Annotated in this window: 12 protein-coding genes and 1 tRNA gene; 3 read left to right on the forward strand and 10 right to left on the reverse strand. The window is 67.4% G+C overall.

What is annotated here, in order from left to right; all coding sequences use genetic code 11:
* Window positions 1-22: 22 nt before the first annotated feature.
* The 5 genes from L5G33_RS07415 to ettA all read right to left on the reverse strand — a co-directional run bounded on the left by L5G33_RS07415 (window position 23) and on the right by ettA (window position 8,042).
* The gene (locus tag L5G33_RS07415) at window positions 23-4,573 is read right to left on the reverse strand and encodes an NAD-glutamate dehydrogenase domain-containing protein (RefSeq protein WP_236997516.1); all 4,551 of its coding nucleotides are present in this window, start codon (window positions 4,571-4,573) and stop codon (window positions 23-25) included.
* A gap of 126 nt (window positions 4,574-4,699) precedes the next feature.
* Window positions 4,700-4,897, reverse strand: coding sequence for a hypothetical protein (locus L5G33_RS07420; protein ID WP_236997517.1), 198 nt, complete (start codon window positions 4,895-4,897; stop codon window positions 4,700-4,702).
* Between the two features lie 13 nt (window positions 4,898-4,910).
* Entirely contained in the window at window positions 4,911-5,102 is a 192-nt protein-coding gene (locus L5G33_RS07425) for a hypothetical protein (protein WP_265742682.1), read from the reverse strand.
* Window positions 5,103-5,194: 92 nt separating this feature from the next.
* Entirely contained in the window at window positions 5,195-6,196 is a 1,002-nt protein-coding gene (locus L5G33_RS07430) for an oxygenase MpaB family protein (protein WP_236997519.1), read from the reverse strand.
* A 169-nt stretch (window positions 6,197-6,365) separates the two neighbouring features.
* Entirely contained in the window at window positions 6,366-8,042 is a 1,677-nt protein-coding gene (ettA, locus tag L5G33_RS07435; RefSeq protein WP_308191544.1) for an energy-dependent translational throttle protein EttA, read from the reverse strand.
* A 294-nt stretch (window positions 8,043-8,336) separates the two neighbouring features.
* Between ettA and L5G33_RS07440 the strand changes: the two genes are divergently transcribed.
* Entirely contained in the window at window positions 8,337-8,735 is a 399-nt protein-coding gene (locus L5G33_RS07440) for a PGPGW domain-containing protein (RefSeq protein ID WP_236997520.1), read from the forward strand.
* A 23-nt stretch (window positions 8,736-8,758) separates the two neighbouring features.
* Here the strand turns inward: L5G33_RS07440 and L5G33_RS07445 are convergent, their stop codons facing one another.
* Entirely contained in the window at window positions 8,759-10,891 is a 2,133-nt protein-coding gene (locus L5G33_RS07445) for a bifunctional copper resistance protein CopD/cytochrome c oxidase assembly protein (protein ID WP_372476871.1), read from the reverse strand.
* 61 nt (window positions 10,892-10,952) lie between these two features.
* On the opposite strand from L5G33_RS07445, the gene L5G33_RS07450 reads away from it, so the two are divergent.
* Window positions 10,953-11,026 (forward strand) — tRNA-Arg (locus tag L5G33_RS07450).
* Window positions 11,027-11,160: 134 nt separating this feature from the next.
* Here the strand turns inward: L5G33_RS07450 and L5G33_RS07455 are convergent.
* Window positions 11,161-11,826, reverse strand: a complete 666-nt coding sequence (locus L5G33_RS07455) for an HAD-IA family hydrolase (protein WP_236997521.1) — start codon at window positions 11,824-11,826, stop codon at window positions 11,161-11,163.
* A 165-nt stretch (window positions 11,827-11,991) separates the two neighbouring features.
* Between L5G33_RS07455 and L5G33_RS07460 the strand changes: the two genes are divergently transcribed.
* Window positions 11,992-12,897: an oxygenase MpaB family protein gene (locus L5G33_RS07460; protein ID WP_236997522.1), complete on the forward strand. Its 906-nt coding sequence runs from the start codon at window positions 11,992-11,994 to the stop codon at window positions 12,895-12,897.
* A gap of 17 nt (window positions 12,898-12,914) precedes the next feature.
* Here L5G33_RS07460 and L5G33_RS07465 read toward each other — a convergent pair whose 3' ends face one another.
* Genes L5G33_RS07465 through L5G33_RS07475 form a run of 3 tightly spaced genes read right to left on the reverse strand, consistent with a single transcriptional unit; the run spans window position 12,915 to window position 15,985 of the window.
* On the reverse strand, window positions 12,915-14,018 hold the full coding sequence (locus tag L5G33_RS07465) for an FAD-dependent oxidoreductase (RefSeq protein ID WP_236997655.1): 1,104 nt from the start codon (window positions 14,016-14,018) through the stop codon (window positions 12,915-12,917).
* Between the two features lie 5 nt (window positions 14,019-14,023).
* The gene (locus L5G33_RS07470; protein WP_236997523.1) at window positions 14,024-14,824 is read right to left on the reverse strand and encodes a crotonase/enoyl-CoA hydratase family protein; all 801 of its coding nucleotides are present in this window, start codon (window positions 14,822-14,824) and stop codon (window positions 14,024-14,026) included.
* Window positions 14,825-14,854: 30 nt separating this feature from the next.
* Window positions 14,855-15,985, reverse strand: coding sequence for a thiolase family protein (locus L5G33_RS07475; protein WP_236997524.1), 1,131 nt, complete (start codon window positions 15,983-15,985; stop codon window positions 14,855-14,857).
* Window positions 15,986-16,020: the final 35 nt, after the last annotated feature.

Genomic DNA, 16,020 nt, shown 5'->3' on the forward strand with positions numbered 1-16,020 from the left:
GTCGCCTACCCGATGTCGTCGCCTACCCGATCACACTACGCAACGAGCGGACCGCCACCGACAGGGTGGCGATGTCCCAGTGTGCGGACGCGGTCAGGTCGTCGAGGGTCGCACGTGCGCGAGCCAGGAGCGTGCTCCGGCCCGCCGACCATTCGGCGATCTTCTCCTGAGACGACTCGTCCGGCTCGCTCATGGACAGGATCGAACCGGTCAGCCCGCGCAGCACGCTGAGCAGGTCGTCGTGGAGCGCGACCCGAGCGAGCAGGTGCCACCGATCGCCCCGATCGAGGCCGTCGACGGCCCAGATGAGCCGATCGATCCCGAAGTGGTCGAGCACCGCGAACAGTAGCTCCCCCACCTCGGCCGGCTCGCGGTCGGCGATGTCGGCGAGGTCGTGGACGTCGAGCAGATGTACGCGGTACGGGATCTCGGCGACCGCACGCGCGACCGAGGGAGCGGCCCCGGCGTCGAGGTACGCCTTCTCCAGGTTGTCGCCGTTCACCCTGCGCAGCCATCCGCTCAGGTCGGGCACCAGCCCGGCGACGTCCGAGTAGCGCGTGATCTCCGCAGCCGTCGCCAGCGGCTGCGGACGGTGCGCCAGCAGCCAGCGCGACGACGTCGACAGCAGGCGACGCACACGGCGGGTCATCTCGTCACCGACCACGGCCGGCACCGGCTGCTGCCGGATCTCATCGATGAGATCGCTGACCCCGAAGACTCCGTCGGCGACCACGAACGCGCGGGCGCCCTCACCGGTGTCCGCGCCCGTCGACTCCTGCACCGACAGCAGGTGTCCGATACCGCCGCCGTCGACGATCCGATTCACCAGCCGGGTCGTGACGATCTCGCGGCGCAACCGGTGGCCGGCGATGCCCTCCGGGAATCGCTCGCGGATCGCCGCCGGAAAGTATCCGGCGGCGAGCGGCGTGAACAGATCGTTGTCGGGGAGAGTCGTCGCCAGCAGCCGTCCCTTCGTTTGGAGCTTCACGTGCGCCATCACCGTCGCCAGTTCGGGACTGGTGAGCCCGCGGCCGAGGTCGCCGTCACGACGTGCCCGCAGCCGACGCGGATACGGCAGCGCCTCCAACTCCAGGTCGACGCCGTGGTCGGCGAGTTCGGCGAGGATGCGGGCGTGCAGTTCGACGTCGTCGTCGGCGGTGGCTCGCGCCAGCCCGAGTTCGGCGTTCTGCGCGATGTTGTCGGCGAGGACAAGGTTCGTGACGTCGTCGGTCATCGATTCGAGGAAGTCCACCCGGTCGTCGGCGTCCAACGCGCCGGACGCGATCTGCGAGTCGAGCAGCACCTTGATGTTGACCTCGTGGTCGGAGCAGTCCACGCCGGCCGAATTGTCCATCGCGTCGCTGTTGATCCGCACCCCGCACAGGTCCGCTTCGATGCGCCCGTGCTCGGTGACTCCGAGGTTTCCGCCCTCCCCGACGACCTTGACACGCAGCTGCGCACCGACCACCCGGATCGGGTCGTTGGCCTTGTCCCCGACGTCGACGTCGGCCTCGTCGCTCGCCTTCACATACGTGCCGATCCCGCCGTTGAACAGCAGGTCGGCCGGTGCCGCCAGGACGGCCCGGATCAGTTCGGGCGGTTCGAGTTCGGTGACGTCGTCGGCCAGTCCGAGCGCCGTGCGCATCTGCGCACTGATCGGAATGGACTTGACATCGCGCCCCCACACGCCGCCGCCCGCGGAGATCAGCGATGTGTCGTAATCGGCCCACGACGACCGCGGCAGCCGGAACAGGCGTTCGCGTTCGAGATACGACGTCGCCGCGTCCGGGTCGGGGTCGACGAAGATGTGGCGGTGGTCGAACGCGCCAACCAGGCGGGTATGGCGGGACGCCAGCATGCCGTTGCCGAAGACGTCGCCGCTCATGTCACCGATGGCGACGGCGGTGAAGTCCTGCGTCTGCACGTCGACGCCCATCTCACGGAAGTGCCGTTTCACCGACTCCCAGGCGCCACGCGCGGTGATGCCCATCGCCTTGTGGTCGTAGCCGACGGAGCCGCCCGACGCGAACGCGTCGCCGAGCCAGAATCCGTAGTGCGCCGACACCTCGTTGGCGATGTCGGAGAACGACGCGGTCCCCTTATCTGCGGCCACCACCAGGTACGTGTCGTCGCCGTCTCGGCGCACGACGCGACGCGGCGGCACGACCTGACCGGTCGCGGGGTCGAGATCATCGGTCATCTGCAGCAGTGAGGCGATGAATGCCCGATAGCATTCGATCGCGTCGTCGCGGGTCGCCGGACCACGACGGACGACGAATCCGCCCTTCGCGCCGACCGGGACGATCACCGCGTTCTTGACGGCCTGTGCTTTGACGAGGCCGAGGATCTCGGTGCGGAAGTCCTCGAGTCGGTCGGACCAGCGGAGTCCGCCACGCGAGACGTCGCCGAACCGCAGATGCACGCCCTCGACGAGCGGCGAGTGCACGAAGATCTCGTACTTCGGGCGCGGCTGGGGTGCCTGCGGAACATCACCGGTCCGCAGCTTCACCGCGATCGTCGGCTGCGTCCAGCCGTCGGACTCGGTGTAGAACGTGGTGCGCAGCGTCGCGCGGACGAGGGCTGCTAACGCCGACATGACCCGGTCGGCGTCGAGGCTGAGGATGCCTGCGATCTGTGTGTCGAGCCGAGCGGACGCCTCGTCTCGTCGCGCGTCGTCGTGCTCGTCGGGATCGAACGACGCGGCGAACAGGTCGACGAGTGCGTCGGTCGCCGCACGCTGGTCGCCGAGTACGCCCGCGATGTGCGAGAGGCTGTACCCGAAGCCGCACTGTCCGAGGTATCGGGCGTACGTGCGCAGCATCGCCACCCACCGCGACGTGAGGCCCGCGCGGAGGACGAGTTCGCTGAGGCGGTCGACGTCGGCGTGGCCCAACCACATCTGTTCGAATGCGTCGGCCACGCGAGCGGACAGGTCCGGCGCGCGTTCGGTCTCGATGCCGGGCGCCGGAGTCACGGTGAACTCGTAGACGGCAACGGCCGCCCCGTCTGGCCGGTCGATCGTGAACGGATGCTCGTCGACGACGGTCAATCCGAGACTCTGCAACACCGGCAGCACGTCGGTGAGCGCGGCCTGACGGTCGCACAGATACAGCGTGAACGTCCACACGCCGGTATCGGGAACGTCGACCGCCACGTGCAGATCGCCGGAGGCCAACGCGGTCGCGATCGGCAGATCCGCGGCCGCGGCAGCGGGGTCGCGCCCGTCGCGATAGCGCTCGGACACGTAGTGGAGCAGCCGCAGCGGCGACGTGTCGTGTCCGCCCTCGCGCACCTGGTCGTTCCAGCGCTCGCGGACCCGATCGTCCCAGGTGCGGACCGCGTCCGTCAGCTGCTTCTGGCAGGACCGGCCCTCCTCGTCGTCGAGGACCACCGGGCGCGGAACGTGCATGAGCAGTTGCAGCTGCGCGAGCGGCGCCTGCGACAGCCGCGTGGTGAACTCCGTCTCCTGTCCGCCGTGCGCGGCTTTGATGATCTCGGTGAGTCGGATCCGGACGGCTGTCGAGTACGCCTCCCTCGCCATGAACACCATTGCGGAGACCGTGTGGCCGTCGACGCCTGGGCGGACATGAAAGCGCGGGGTCCGCGCGGATTGCGCGTCGAGGAGGTCGCTGACTCGCGCGGTGAGGTCGGCGGGGTCGGCGGCGAACAGCTCGACGAGCGGGAACGATTGCAGCAGTTCGACGGTGGCCATCCCGCCGTACGAGTCGGCGGCGAATCCGAGGCCGTCGAGTACCCGGTTCACCGTCACGCGCACGCCGGGGATGTCGTAGATCGATTGGTGGGCGCCGGTCGCGGTGATGATTCCGAGGAACTGATGTTCGACGCCGTCGCGGGTCGCCCGGACCAGGGTCGGGAACTGTCCTCGCAGGAGCCCAGTCGCCAGCCAGACACGATCGACGTCGACTCCCGAGTCGACAGACACCGGCGTCGGTCGATGGGTGCCGCGGTCGCGCCACACGCCCAGCACCTCGCCGCCGTCGGGGTCGATGGTCGCGGCGCGGTACCCGACCCCGACGAAGTTCGACCGCGACCCGAACCACTCGAGGAGGCGGATCTGTTCGAGGTCGGCCCCGGCATCGGCGATCGAGGCGATGACTTCGGCCAGCCGTTCGCGCATCGCTGCGGTGTCGTCCCGGACCGACGTCGCTCGTGAGGCGGCCGCTGTGACGGCGGACTCGAGCGCGGCCGGGTCACTGTCGGCCGACGGCGCGGTGACGACCGTGATCCACGATTCGACGATGCCGTGGTCGTCGAGGCCGACGAGTCGGCCGGCCGGATCGCGCGCGACGGTCAACTGTGGGTGGTCGATCGCGACGATCGTGTACCCGGCGTCACTGACCGCGGTGAGGATCGATTCGACGAGCAGCGGCACGTCGTCGAGCACGGCATGCACATCGACCTCGCCGCCGTCGACGCGGGTCGCCGACACGAGGATCTCCCCCGGTGACCTGTTCTCCCCCACCGCCAGATGTCGTTCGAGTCGTCGGTCGATCTGTTCCGCCGACACGTCGCCCGCTCCGGTGCGATAGCGTGCCGCGAGTTCCGATCTCACTGATGCCCCACAACCTCTCATCGACTGCCGCAGGCTCTGAACCTCAAGCCTACGAACCTCAAGCCTACGACGGGCGATGGCGTCTCGTCGGACTCTCGCCGGACAGTCGAGCGGGCCGGAGACGACTCAGTCGCCGTTGAGCAGTCCGATCAGTTCGGGGATCAGCGACACGCCCCACGCGATGAGGCCGACGACGGCGCCGATCAACGCGATCAGGACCAGCCACGCGACGACGCGCGCGAACACGTTTCGATGGCCCGGTGCGCCGACCAGCAGTTTCACGTACTCGACGATCACGTCGATGAGTTGAACCAGAAGCATCATGTCGAGTCACCTCCTAGGTCATCGTGACGTTCGAGAACGTCAGGACCGGCCAGCACACGATGGAGCCCAGAAACGAGATGACCTGGTCGACGGGGTTGTCGATGTCGCTCAGATGCGAGGTGTGCGTGAGCGTCCAGATGATGCCGACGATCCCGTACGGAATTCCGATGAGGATCAGGGCACCGAGGAATTCGGACACCTTCATCTCATGGTCGAGGATCTTGCTGATTCGATTCCACACAGGAGGGAATCCTTTCGCGTGTCGCGTGAAGGGTGGAAGTGTCTCGCCTGGCCCACTCAGATCAGATTCTTGTTCTTCTCGATCTTGCGGCGCAGGTCGAACATGTTGAAGTAGAAGCTTCCGAAGCGCAGCGGCCGCGGCAGGAATCGGTTGACGAACCCCACGAACAGAAAGAGATTCTCGAAACGACGCTGGTCGGCCGGCCGCCATCGCAGACCGATCTTCTCCCGGAACAACCGCGGCATCATGCCGATGGACAGAAAGCGGAGCAGACTCCGCAGCGGAAGCCCGAGTATCGGAGTGATCATCTTCAGATCGATGAGATCGTTGATGAACTGGATCTGCGTCTCGTCGTACGAGACCCGTTCGCAGGCGACATTCCAGTAGTGGTCGAACTCTTCGCGCGTACTCGGCCACATCTCTTCGGTCACCTGCAACGTCGTCGCGAGATGGCTGGCACCCGAGTAGAACTGTTCGGCCTGCTCCGCATTCATCTTCCCGTGGAGGAGTTCGTGCGCATCCTCGAAACCGATGTAGAGGCAGGCGGCGACCCACATCTGGAGCTCACGATTGAACGCGTTGTACTTGACGGGTGAGTTCTCGTCGTTGCGGACGTGCCGGTGCGCAGTGTTGATCGCGTCGCGGTAGGCGTCGCGCTCGGCCTGCGTACCGAGGACAGCGACGGCCAGGTAGGTCGCAGTGGTGCGCAGACGCTTCCACGGGTGATGCATGAGTGCGCCGGATTCGACCTTCGACTCCATCACGCCGTAGGCCACCTCGGGCCAGCCGAGCTGCATGGCGACATTCGTCGCCGATCCCGCTGCGGCCCAGAAGTCGAAGGCGTCCTGCAGGTCGGCGCGATGGTATTCGTCGTTCGGTTTGCGCTCCGGCGTCGAGATCGTGATCCGGGTGTCGTGGACGGTCAACGTCGGCGGGGTGCTCCGCCAGTTCGGCACATAGCCGCGCCGCGCGCTCCGCCCGTCCTGCTGGTCGCCCGTAGTGCCCACAACCACCGGATTGCCCACGTTCGGATTAACCGCGCCCATCGTGTTCGTCATCGAACCCTCCGTCTGAGTACGTCGCCGTCTTCGCCAGTAGTGTTACACACTAGAACCAGTTGTATCATTCGGCAACTCGTCGGAGCTCTGACGCGAAATTCCCCGCTCAGAGTCGGCATGCCCCCAGAGGAGGACGCCGACCCTGAGCGGGGAATCGTAGGCGTTGGTGTCAGTCGCGTGTGAGCTTGCGGTGCGTCACGCGGTGCGGACGGGCCGCTTCTGCGCCCAGGCGCGTCACCTTGTTCGCTTCGTACGCCTCGAAGTTGCCTTCGAACCAGAACCACTGCCCCTCGGCGACGTTGCCCTCCCACGCGAGGATGTGGGTGCAGGTCCGGTCCAGGAACCAACGGTCGTGCGAGATCACGACGGCACAGCCCGGGAACTGCTCCAGCGCGTTCTCCAGCGAGCTCAGGGTCTCGACGTCGAGGTCGTTAGTCGGCTCGTCCAGCAGGATCAAGTTGCCGCCCTCTTTCAGAGTCAGCGCGAGGTTCAGGCGGTTGCGCTCACCACCGGAGAGCACCTCGGACGGCTTCTGCTGATCCGGCCCCTTGAAGCCGAACGCGCTGACGTACGCACGCGACGGCATCTCGTTCTGCCCGACCTCGATGTAGTCGAGACCGTCGGAGACGACCTCCCATACCGTCTTCTTCGGATCGATATTGGCTCGACCCTGGTCGACGTAGCTGAGCTTCACCGTCTCGCCGACCTTCACCTCGCCCGAGTCCGGAGACTCGAGACCGACGATGGTCTTGAACAGCGTCGTCTTACCGACACCGTTGGGACCGATGACGCCGACGATGCCGTTGCGCGGCAGCGTGAACGACAGGTCCTTGATGAGCACGCGGCCGTCGAAGCCCTTATCCAGGTTGCTGACGTCGACGACGACGTTGCCCAGACGCGGCGGCGTCGGGATCTGGATCTCCTCGAAGTCGAGCTTGCGGTGCTTCTCGGCTTCGGTCGCCATCTCCTCGTAGCGGGCCAGGCGCGCCTTGTTCTTGGTCTGACGGGCCTTCGACCCGGATCGGACCCACTCGAGCTCCTCCTTGAGGCGTCGCTGCAGCTTCTGATCCTTCTTGCCCTGGACTTCCAGGCGCTCGGCCTTCTTCTCCAGATACGTCGAGTAATTGCCCTCGTACGGGTGCAGCTTGCCGCGGTCGACCTCACAGATCCACTGCGCGACATGGTCGAGGAAGTAGCGGTCGTGTGTGACGGCCAGGACAGCGCCCTCGTAGTTCGCAAGGAACTGTTCGAGCCACAGCACCGACTCGGCGTCGAGGTGGTTGGTCGGCTCGTCGAGCAGCAGCAGATCGGGCTTGCTCAGCAACAGTTTGCACAGTGCGACGCGGCGCCGCTCACCACCGGACAGGTGGGTGACCGGCGAGTCGCCGGGCGGGCAACGCAGCGCGTCCATCGCCTGCTCGATCTGGCTGTCGAGATCCCACGCGTCGGCGTTGTCCAGATCCTCCTGGAGCTTGCCCATCTCCTCCATGAGTTCGTCGGAGTAGTCGGTGGCCATCAGTTCGGCGACCTCGTTGTAACGGGCCAGCTTGACGCCGATCTCACCCATGCCCTCTTCGACGTTCTCCTTGACCGTCTTCTCCTCGTTGAGCGGCGGCTCCTGCAGGAGGATGCCGACGGTCGCTTCGGGATCGAGGAACGCCTCGCCGTTCGACGGCTGGTCCAGACCCGCCATGATCTTCAGGATCGACGACTTGCCCGCGCCGTTCGGGCCGACGACGCCGATCTTGGCGCCTGGGTAGAAGCTCATGGTGACGTCGTCGAGGATCACCTTGTCGCCGTGCGCCTTGCGCACCTTCTTCATGGTGTAGATGAATTCTCCGGCCACCGGGTATCGCTCCTGCCTTGCAGCCTTCGCTGCGGTTGCGGATTTGGTCGCCGACGCCGGCATGTCGCGCGTCGGCCTGGTTCGGCGACCATCCTATCGGGCCGACCGGGTCGACCCCGGACTGCGCCGGGCGGGCGAACCCGGACTGCGCCGCATGACTGACACGCCCACCCTCGCGCCGCGACGAAAGGGTGTCGTGTGTCACACTGGGAACTGCACGGAACGGTCCGTCCGTTACCCCTGCAGCCCACGTCCGACGGCAACGACACCGGAAACCACGAGAGGTCGAGGATTTTGAGCACTCGTCTGCGGATCAAGATCTGGCATCGGAAGCAGCGTTACACGATCCGACGCCACCGCAAGCTCGACATGACTTACCGCGTCGGGGTTGCCGTCGTCGGCACCGTGCTCATCCTGGCCGGGCTCGTGATGATCCCGCTGCCGATCCCGGGCCCCGGGTGGGGATCGTTCTTCCTCGGTCTCGGCGCGCTCTCCACCGAGTTCGAGTGGGCGCATCGCGTCACATCGTTCATGTTCGCGTCGCTGCGCCGCGTCGGCGAGCTCACCCGCTCGTGGTGGAACGCCTTCGACGCCGCCGTTCACCGTCGCGTCGAGCGGGTCACGGGCGTGCGCTTCGTTCGAACCTGGCGCGACTTCCAGTGGTCGTTTCAGACGCCGTACGCGTTCGCCTGACCGGGCGGGCAGCGCTCACGCCGTCACCGATCAGTCTCGCCCGATCCCGTTTCTGACGCGGCTGCTGCTGCCGCCGTCCCCTCGTCTGTCGGAGTCTCGTGCTCTGCCGGGGTCGCCGCGCTCATGCCGCGCAGCATCTGGTTGTACGCCTCCAGTTCGGCGTCCTCGTCGCGCGCTTCCTTCCGGTCGAACCGGCGGGCGACCTTCTCGTCCTGCCTGCGCCACTGGACGAGCAGCGCGAGCATCACGATCACGAGCGGGAACTCTCCCGTCGCCCACGCGATACCGCCACCGACGCGTTGGTCGGCGGCCAGGTCGAGCGCCCACGGGTGCTGGAGCGACTCGTAGTACTTCTCGGCGATGAGCGCCGTCGTCATCATCAATGCGACGCCGAAGAAGGCGTGGAAGGGCAGTGCGCCGAGCACGACGCCGAGTTTGGCGACGTGAGTCGTCTCCCGCGGAGCCGGATCGATGCCGATCACCAGCCAGTAGAACAGATATCCGCTGATGAGGAAGTGCAGGTTCATCAGGAGGTGGGCCGAGTGGTGGTCCACGACGACGTCGAAGAGGCCACCCAGGTACAGGACGTAGAAGCTGCCGACGAAGACGACCACCACGACCGCCGGATGCGTCACGATCTTCGAGTACTTGCTGTGCAACCCGGTCAAGATCCATTCGCGCGGCCCGTCCGGGTTACCGCGGCCGGCGGGCGGGATTGCCCGCAACGCCAATGTCATCGGCCCGCCCAGGACCAACAGGACGGGAACGAGCATCGTCAACATCATGTGCGCCATCATGTGCGTGCTGAACAGCGCGGGCCCGTACCTGCCCAGGCCCGACGACGTTGCGAGCAGCAGGCTCAAACAGCCGAGAAGCCAGGCGACGGTCCGGCCGACCGGCCACGAGTCCCCCCGCTTGCGCAGTCGCCAGACGCCGCGCAGATAGACCGCTGCGGCGATGAGGGCGGCTGTCCCGAAGATCAGATCGAACCGCCAGTCGAACAGCAGCCGCGCCAGGGTGGGCGGGCCGTCGAGGTCGTAGCCGATCTTCAGCGCCATCGGCGACACGTCGGTCGTCGCCAGGTCCGGCGGCGGCGTCCGAGACAGGCCTGCCGCGAACCCGAACGCGATCGCGAAGACGATCAGTTCGACGGCGGCGAAACGCACGAACAACGACTTACGCGGTTCGTCGGTGGCTTCCAGTTCGGTGATGGTGATCCGCCGGTGCACGCCGCCGATCGCGGCGGCGACGACGAACGCGGACAGCTTCCCGACGACGATCAGCCCGTACGTGGTCGTGAATAGTTGCTCGATCGGCATCCGCACCAGCGCGTTCACGACACCGCTGATGCCGACGACGATCAAGCACCAGAAGGCCACTCGCGAATAGCGTCGCACCGCGAGCACACGCCACCGCCCGTCGCCAAACGAGTAGGCGAGGACGACGAGGAGTCCGCCCGCCCACGCGGCCGCTGCGACGATGTGCAGGATGAGGCTGTTCGTCGCCACGTCGTGTCCGCCGCCCGCCGAGGAATGCCCGGCCAGCGCGGACGGCATCAACGACAGGAACGCTAGCGCGAGGATGACGAACGTCCACCCCCACTTGAGTGCGGCCCGCGCGAGGACCGCAGCGAGCAGCGCGAAGATCGCCGTCCACAGCCAGTACTTCGCGTCGGCGACCTGGCCGTAGGCGGTGACCAGGTGGTCGGGCTGCAAGGTCTCGGTGAGCGAGAAGCCGCTGACGTTCGAGATCGTCAACGGGATCATCGCGAGTGCGCAGATCGCCCAGACGAGCATCGCCGCATACGTCCATCGGATAGCGCGGAAACCTCCGACGTCGAGGTGTCCGCCGCGCTGCGGCGGGACGAAGAACGCGGCGAACATCGCGCCGCCGAAACCGATTGCGGCACTGAGCTGTCCGACGGCCGTGACGACGGGCACGCCGTACGTCGTGAGCGCCCCAGCGTCCGGGACGCCCGCGAGACGCAATGCGGTCGCTGCGGACGCCGCGGTGACCAGGGCCCCCGCGACCGCACCGACGACCATCATCGCGGCGACGATCACCCGCCGCGGACCCGACGGGTCGGTGAGGCGGTCGCGGTCGATCACATGTGGCGAACCGGTCTCGGTATCGGCCGTCGGGGACGTCGTTGACATGCCTCCATCGTAGGACCCGATATACTCATCCATCGCTGCCGCTCTCGCGGCGACAGCGGACGCCTCCGTAGCTCAGGTGGATAGAGCAAGAGCCTTCTAATCTCTAGGTCGCAGGTTCGAGTCCTGCCGGGGGCACAATATGAGCGCAGGTCACAGCCTCAGCGTCGGCTGTCACCGATGGCTCGCGTGCGGACACGGAGCAGGACCGGGCGCATCGATATCCGTGCGCCCCGTGTGACGAGGCATACGCACGCGTAGCCCCGCTCCCGCTACCTGTCGAGTAGTCGCACCCGCAGCGGTTCGTGATCGACGGTCACCGCGGTCAGGTCGTTCACGACATAGTCGGGTCCGTGGGCGGCGGACGCCGCGCCGACCCCGATCACTGTCGCCCCCGCTGCCCGACCGGCCGCGATCCCCGCACCCGAGTCCTCGATCACCACGCACTGCGTCGGGTCGACGCCGAGCAGCGCGGCGGCGTGCAGGAAGCCGCACGGGCTCGGCTTCGACTCGGTGATGTCGTCGGCGGTTACCGCCACGGCAGGAACGGCGAGTCCGGCAGCGTCCATCCGCGCCCGCGCCAACGGCAGGGTCGCGGACGTCACGAGGGCGTGTGGGACGTCGGCGAGCACATCGAGCAGTTCGGCAGCGCCCGCGATCGCGACGATCCCATCGGTCTCGGAGATCTCGGCGGCGAGCAGTTCCTCGTTGTCGGCGAGGTTCTCGGCCATCGGGCGGTCCGGCAGGAACTCCGCCATCACCTCGTGGCCTTGTCGACCGTGCGAGATCCTCAGCACCGAGTCGACGTCGAGCCCGTGGGCGGCCGCCCACCGTCCCATGAGCCGTTCGACGACGGCGTCGGAGTCGACGAGCGTCCCGTCCATGTCCAGCAGCACGGCACGGACGGGGATGCTGATACGCGCGGGAATCGTCACCATGGATCCAGTGTGCGGGAGAATCCGTCGCGGGAGGCGATGGTTGCCCGATGAGCCCGGACGACGGCGCCTGCACACCGCCATCGGTCGACGTCCGCGCCATTGACACAGTCGGATCACCGCCCTAGCCTAATTCTGAAAACATACGTATTCAGAATTGGGGAAGCGATGCGCCGAGCACGACCACAGACACTGCCCGATCTGATCACCGCCTACGGGCTCACCAACGGCGTCGCCAACATAATCATGCAGTTGGCGTTGCCCGCGGTCGGTTACGGCGTGCACGAGTCACGAGTCATCTCAGGCAGCCCGCGCCGCCGCCCGATCAAACGAACCAGGACCACGTCGCAGTACCTGGCCGTCGCAGTCTTCGGCGACGACGCCGACCGGGACCGGATGCGCACGGAGGTTGCCGACGTGCACCGAGCGGTGATCTCGACCCCGGACAGCCCGACCAGATACAGCGGCAACAGTCCCGACCTGCAGAAGTGGGTCGCGGCCTGCTTGTTCCGCTTCTACCTCGACCAGTACACGACCCTCTACGGCGACCTGAGCGTCACCGAACTCGACTCGTTGACGCGATCGGCGTCCACGCTCGCGACAACGCTCAACGTCCGCGAGTCGGCATGGCCTCAGACCTGGGACGAGTACGAGCGGTACTGGAACGAGACGCTCCCCCGGCTCGCGATCGACGACGCGATCCGTGCGGACTTCGAGTCGCTGGCAGGCCTGGAGTTCATCACCGAAGCATGGGGGCCGCTCGGGAGGGGGTTCCCACTGCTCGGCGGTCGGCACTACCGGTTCATGACCCGAGCGAACCTGCCAGCCGAGTTCCGCACCATGATGAAGTGGGATTGGACCGACCGCGACCAACGACGGCTCAACCGCGTGGTCGGGTTCTACCGCACGATCGACCGAGCGGGCGTGAGAGCACTCGTCCGACTCGCCTACCGAGTCGCAGTGGCCGACTTCCGCTTGCGGGCACGCCTCGCCACGCGGGCGTTGGGCCGGACACAGCTCTCCGACACTCCGATCAAAGACGGCGGCGGACTCCGCTGGCCCGCACGACACTGACGCGAGCACTCCCGCCGTTACGACTCCAGGGTGCGCGTGAACGCTCGGCGGGAGGCGATGGTCGCCAGGCGGGTGCGCACGACGGCGTCGGGCACCAGGACGCTCGACCGGATGAGGGCGCCCCACACTGCGGCCGGACGCCCGTTCACCACTCGCCCGATCAGATTCGAATCCCGAACCACGGCCCGGGTTCGGCGGCGCCGGGCCCCGGCGTACCGCATCATCGCCCGCGGAAGGTCGTCACAGGTCCGCACGCAGTCGGCGAGCGTCACCGCGTCTTCGATCGCCTGACAACCGCCCTGCCCGAGATGCGGTCGCATGGGGTGCGCGGCGTCGCCGACCAACACGATGCGGCCACGGTGCAGGACTTTCGCGGTCGGCCTGTCGTACAGGTCGTTGCGCAGCAGGACTGCCGGATCGGTTGCCGCGACCAGCCGCGGCAACGGGTCCGCCCACCCGTCGACCAGCCCGCGGACGTACGCGTACTCGTCGTCGAACCAGGTGCCTTCGGGCAGTTGCGCGGTGGCGAACCAGTAGGTGCGGTCCGCGCCCAGCGGGACCAGGCCGAACTGGCTGCCCGGCCCGAGCACCTCGCCCGCGAACACCGGGTCGAAGGTCGCGTCGGCGACGCCGCGCCACGCCGTGTACCCGGCGTACGTCCGCGGCAACGCGCCGTTGAGTTCCCGCGCGAGCACCGATCCGATTCCGTCGGCTCCGACGATGAGGTCGGCGTCGAGTCCGGCCGAACCTTCGACGCTCGTCCCGAACCGCACAGTGCCCGGCGGCAGGAGCCGCGACAATACGTCCCGCAGGATCGGCCGTTCCACCACGACCAACGGCTCGCCGAGCGCGTCGACGAGCCGATTCGGGTCGGGTCGCCGAATCCAGCCGCCGTCACGCCACCGCACTGCCCCGGCCGTGACGCGCCCGCCGGCCGCCCGGACCGCGTCGCCCGCACCGATCCGGTCGAGTGCGGCCAACGCGTTGGGCCACAAGCTGATTCCAGCACCCGCGACAGTGTCGTCGCGGGCCTCAAGGACCCGCACGTCGTGTCCGTCGCGGTGCAGGGCCAGCGCTGTGGTCAGCCCCGCTATCCCACCGCCGACGACGATCACGCGCACAGATCTCACCGGCCCCGGTAGACTCCGGCGCGCTTGTCGAGCATCGCCGCGACCGCTTCCTGATGATCGTGAGTCTGGTGCGCGATCCCCTGGAGTGCCGCCGACATCTCCAGGAGTTGGTCGAGGGTCTGCTGCGACGATTCGCGTAGGAGTTTCTTGGCCATCCGAACGGCGATCGGTGGGTTCACCGCGACGCGATCGGCGAGCACGCGCGCGGCTCCCAGCAGTTCGTCCGGCTCGACGACCTGCGACACCATCCCCCAATCGAGGGCGGTGGCGGCGTCCACCCGGTCGCCGGTCAACGCCATCTCGGCCGCACGCGCCGGGCCGATGATGCGCGGCAGGAACCAGGCCCCGCCGTCGCCCGGGATGATCCCGAGCTTGACGAAGCTCTCGGCGAAGAACGCTGTCGTCGACGCGATCCGCAGATCGCACATCATCGCCAAGTCGCAGCCCGCCCCGACCGCCGGGCCGTTGACGGCGGCGACCACCGGGACCTCCAACGCGTACAGGGCGCGCGGGATCCGTTGGATGCCGTCGCGGTAGCCGATCCGCTGGTCGTGCGCGGCGCCGCCGAACAGCCCTTCGCCCGCCTGCATCGCCTTGACGTTGCCGCCCGCCGAGAAGGCCGAACCGGCACCGGTGAGGATCACCGCGCGCACGCTCTGGTCGGCGTTCGCCTGCGCGACCGCGTCGACGATCGCATCGATGACCGGCACATCGGAGATCGCGTTGCGCACCTCGGGCAGATTGATCGTCCATGTGACGACATGGCCGTCCCGCTCGACAAGCAGTTCCTCGCTCATCGCAGGGCCTTCCTCATCGCAGGGTCTCGCTCACAGCAATTCCAGGATCGTCGCGTTGGCCATGCCGCCGGCCTCACACATCGTCTGCAGACCGTAGCGAATCCCGTTGTCGCGCATGTGGTGCACGAGACGGGTCATCAGGATCGCACCGGACGCGCCGAGCGGATGCCCGACCGAGATGGCACCGCCGAGCGGGTTGAGGACGTCGTCGGACGCGCCGATCTCCCTCTGCCACGCGAGCGGGACGGGTGCGAACGCCTCGTTGACCTCGTAGGCTCCGATCTCGTCGACTCTCAGACCCGAGCGGTCGAGCGCTTTACGGGTCGCCGCAATGGGCGCGGTCAACATGATGACGGGGTCGTCCCCCGCCAGGACCGTCGTGTGCACCCGCGCGATCGGCGTCCACCCGTTGGCGGCCGCCGTCTCACTCGACGTGACCAGCAGCGCACCCGCGCCGTCGGAGATCTGCGACGCATTGCCCGCGGTGATCATGCCGTTCGGGTCGAATGGCGTCTTGAGTCCGGCGAGCTTCTCCACCGTGGTTCCGCGACGCAGACCCTCGTCCTGAGTGAGACCGCCGATCGGGGCGAGTTGACCGTCGAACGCGCCCGCGTCGACTGCTGCGGCGGTGCGCTCGTGCGACCGAGCCGAGTACTCGTCGAGCTCGGTGCGGGTCATCCCCCACTTCGCGGCGACCATCTCGGCGCCGATGCCCTGATCGAAGCGTTCGATCTCGTAACGGTCGAGCACCGACTGCGGGGTGGGCTGACCGCCCTTCCCCGCCGTGCCCATCGGCACCCGCGACATCGATTCGACGCCGCCCGCGATCGCGACGTCGTACTGCCCGGAGATCACGCCCCCGGCCGCGAACGCGACTGACTGCTGCCCCGACCCGCAGCGGCGGTCGACGACCACCGACGGCACGGATTCGGGCCATCCGGCGGCGAGGACGCCGAGACGACCGATGTGGCCCGCCTGGTCGCCCACCTGGCTCACACAGCCCCAGATGACGTCGTCGACGATGGCCGGATCGAACCCGACGCGTTCGGCGAGCGAGGTGAGAACGTGCCCGGACAGGTCGCCGGGGTGGATGTCGGACAAGGAACCGTTTCGTCTGCCGATGGGGGTGCGAACCGCATCGACGATCACTGCATCACGCATGCAAACCATCTTGTAGCACTGTTGACACTCGCGTA

This window comes from Gordonia liuliyuniae (assembly GCF_021738805.1).
Lineage (GTDB): Bacteria > Actinomycetota > Actinomycetes > Mycobacteriales > Mycobacteriaceae > Gordonia > Gordonia liuliyuniae.

Excerpts from the sequence above, each read along its gene's own strand:
- L5G33_RS07420 (WP_236997517.1), bottom strand. The coding sequence starts at position 4,897 with ATGATGCTTCTGGTTCAACTCATCGACGTGATCGTCGAGTACGTGAAA.
- L5G33_RS07425 (WP_265742682.1), bottom strand. The coding sequence starts at position 5,102 with ATGAAGGTGTCCGAATTCCTCGGTGCCCTGATCCTCATCGGAATTCCG.
- L5G33_RS07430 (WP_236997519.1), bottom strand. The coding sequence starts at position 6,196 with ATGACGAACACGATGGGCGCGGTTAATCCGAACGTGGGCAATCCGGTG.
- L5G33_RS07445 (WP_372476871.1), bottom strand. The coding sequence starts at position 10,891 with ATGTCAACGACGTCCCCGACGGCCGATACCGAGACCGGTTCGCCACAT.
- L5G33_RS07455 (WP_236997521.1), bottom strand. The coding sequence starts at position 11,826 with ATGGTGACGATTCCCGCGCGTATCAGCATCCCCGTCCGTGCCGTGCTG.
- L5G33_RS07460 (WP_236997522.1), top strand. The coding sequence starts at position 11,992 with ATGCGCCGAGCACGACCACAGACACTGCCCGATCTGATCACCGCCTAC.
- L5G33_RS07470 (WP_236997523.1), bottom strand. The coding sequence starts at position 14,824 with ATGAGCGAGGAACTGCTTGTCGAGCGGGACGGCCATGTCGTCACATGG.
- L5G33_RS07475 (WP_236997524.1), bottom strand. The coding sequence starts at position 15,985 with ATGCGTGATGCAGTGATCGTCGATGCGGTTCGCACCCCCATCGGCAGA.